General features: G+C 76.1%; 1 pseudogene. It reads left to right on the plus strand.

Annotated features, from left to right (window positions below):
* Nucleotides 1-2,280 (plus strand): annotated as a pseudogene (locus D450_RS30520) (AAA family ATPase); the annotation flags it as partial.
* Nucleotides 2,281-2,746 lie beyond the last annotated feature (466 nt).

Raw genomic sequence — 2,746 nt, forward strand, 5'->3', positions numbered from 1 at the left:
CGCCGAGGCCGCCCGCCTGGAGTACGAGGAGGCGGCCGAGGCCTCTGAGGGCTTGGAGGAGGGCGACGCCGAACTGGACGGCGCCCTGGAGCAGGCCCGCGCCGACCTGGAGGGGGCCGACGCCGAACTGGCGCGGCTGCGCGACGCCGAGCGCACCGCCGAGCGGGAGCGCGCCGCACTGGTGGCGCGCAAAGAGGCCCTGGAGATGGGCCTGGAGCGCAAGGACGGCGCGGCCGCCCTGCTCGCCGCGGGCGAGGCGCTGCCCGGCGCGATCGGCGCCATGGCCGAGCTGGTGGACGTCGAGCCCGGACACGAGGACGCGGTGGCCGCCGCCATGGGCGCCGCATCCGAGGGTGTGGCGGTCGAGGGCCTCGACGGCGCCGAGGCGGCGCTGGCCCTGCTCAAGCAGGACGAGGCCGGGCGCGCCGGTGTGGTGGTGGCCCAGGCCGGCCCCGCGCTCGCGCGCGAGGACTGGCCGGAGCCGCCCGAGGGCTGCAGGTACGCCCGGGACGCGGTGACCGCGCCCGAGCGCCTGGCCGGCGCGGTGACCGCGCTGCTGGAGCGGGCGGTCCTGGTCGGTGACGCGGCGCAGGCGCGCCGGGTGCTGGCCGCCCTCCCGGAGCTGACCTGCGTCACCCCTGACGGGGACGTGTTCGCAGGGGCGCTGGTGCACGGCGGGTCGGCGGGCGCGCCGAGCCTGCTGCAGGTGCAGGCCGCCGTCGACGAGGCCGCCGAGCGCATCGCCGCGGCCGACGCCTCCTGCCGGGAGGCGGGCGAGGCCCTGGCCGGGGCGCAGGAGCGCCGGGACGGGGCCGCCGCCCGGGTCGAGGAGCTGGGCGCGCGCCGCCGCGAGGGCGACAAGCGCCGCAACGAGCTGGCGCAGCGGCTCGGAAAGCTGGGCGGGCAGGCCCGTTCGGCCGAGGCGGAGGTGGAGCGGTACGCGGCCGCGGCCGCCAAGGCGGCCACCGGGCGCCAGACCGAGCTGGACACTCTGGCCGAGCTGGAGCAGCGGCTCCCCCCCCCCGGGGGGGGGNCGAGCGCCGGGACGCGCTGGCCCGGGAGTCCTCCGAGGCCCGCCAGGCGGAGATGGAGGCGCGGCTGGCGGTGCGCACCTCCGAGGAGCGGGTGCGCTCCATCGAGGGGCGGGCCGCGGGGCTGCTGCGCCAGGCCCAGGCCGAGCGGGAGGCCCGGGAGCGGGCCGAGCGCCGCCGCCGGCTCCGCGCCGAGCAGGCGCGGGTGGCCGAGGCGGTGGCCGAGGCGGCGCGTCTGGCCCTGGAGCGCATCGAGCACTCGCTGGCCGAGGCCGAGCGGGTCCGGTCCGAGGCCGAGCGGCGCCGCCAGGAGCAGGAGGGCGAGCTCAAGACGGTGCGCGCGCGGGTGCGGGAGCTGTCGGTGGAGCTGGAGAAGCTGGTCAGCACCGTGCACGGCAGCGAGGTGGCGCGCGCGGAGCGCCGGATGCGTCTGGAGCAGATGCACACCCGGGCGGTGGAGGAGCTGGGCGTCGAGGTGCCGGTGCTGCTCGCCGAGTACGGGCCGGACGTGCCGGTCCCGCCGCCGGCCGACGCCGAGGGCGATGCGGCGGTGCCGGTTCCCTACGTGCGTTCGGTGCAGGAGAAGCGGGCCAAGGAGGCCGAGCGGAACCTGAACCGGCTCGGCAAGATCAACCCGCTGGCGCTGGAGGAGTACGCGGCCCTGGAGGAGCGGCACGCCTTCCTCAACGCCCAGCTGGAGGACCTGAAGAAGACCAAGCGCGACCTGCTCCACGTCGTCAAGGAGGTGGACGACCGGGTGCAGGAGGTGTTCTCGGCGGCCTTCGGCGACGTCGAGCGGGAGTTCGCGAAGATCTTCGGCCGCCTGTTCCCGGGCGGGGAGGGCAAGCTGGTCCTCACCTCTCCGGAGGACATGCTCTCCACGGGCGTGGAGGTGGAGGCCCGCCCGCCGGGCAAGAAGGTCAAGCGGCTGTCCCTGCTGTCGGGCGGGGAGCGGTCGCTGACCGCGGTCGCCTTCCTGGCCGCGATCTTCAAGGCGCGGCCGTCCCCCTTCTACGTGATGGACGAGGTCGAGGCCGCCCTGGACGACACCAACCTCCAGCGCCTCCTGGTGATCTTCGAGGAGCTGCGGGAGTCGTCCCAGCTGATCGTGATCACCCACCAGAAGCGCACCATGGAGGCGGCCGACGCCCTCTACGGCGTGACCATGCAGGGCGACGGCATCTCCCAGGTGATCAGCCAGAAGCTCGACCGCAAGGCCGCCGAGGAGATCAACCCCTACGTCGCCTGAGGGGAGGGAGAGGACGGAGGGGACAGAGGGGAGTGTCGACTGGGCCCTCCGGCGCGTACGGGCTCCTCCGAGGAATCCGACGAACCTGGGGGAGCAGGCGATTCAGCACGTCTCCCGCCCCTCCTCCGCACCCCGCTCCCGCACTGCGGCCCCTGCGCACGTCCGTGCGTTCCCTGCCTCTCCGCCTCCGCGTGTTCCCGCGGCCCCGCCGCCCCGCTCCCGAAGCAGTACACGAGCCGAGGTCGTGGACGCGGAGGGAGGGACGGTGCTTCCCAGCGGCATCGGTCGGCCGCCGGGTGGCCGGTGGCCCGGGGGAGTGGAGGCGACGGGACGGCTGGTGCCCCGCTCGGCGTTGCTCGCCGGGTGGCGGGCCTCTGCGGCGTCGGGGACAGCAGCAATGACGGGACAGCCGGTGCCCCGCTCACGCCTGCTTGCCAGGCGGCGGGTTGCCGGGGTGCCAGGGGGA

The sequence above is a fragment of the Nocardiopsis halophila DSM 44494 genome (assembly GCF_000341245.1).
Taxonomy (GTDB): domain Bacteria; phylum Actinomycetota; class Actinomycetes; order Streptosporangiales; family Streptosporangiaceae; genus Nocardiopsis_A; species Nocardiopsis_A halophila.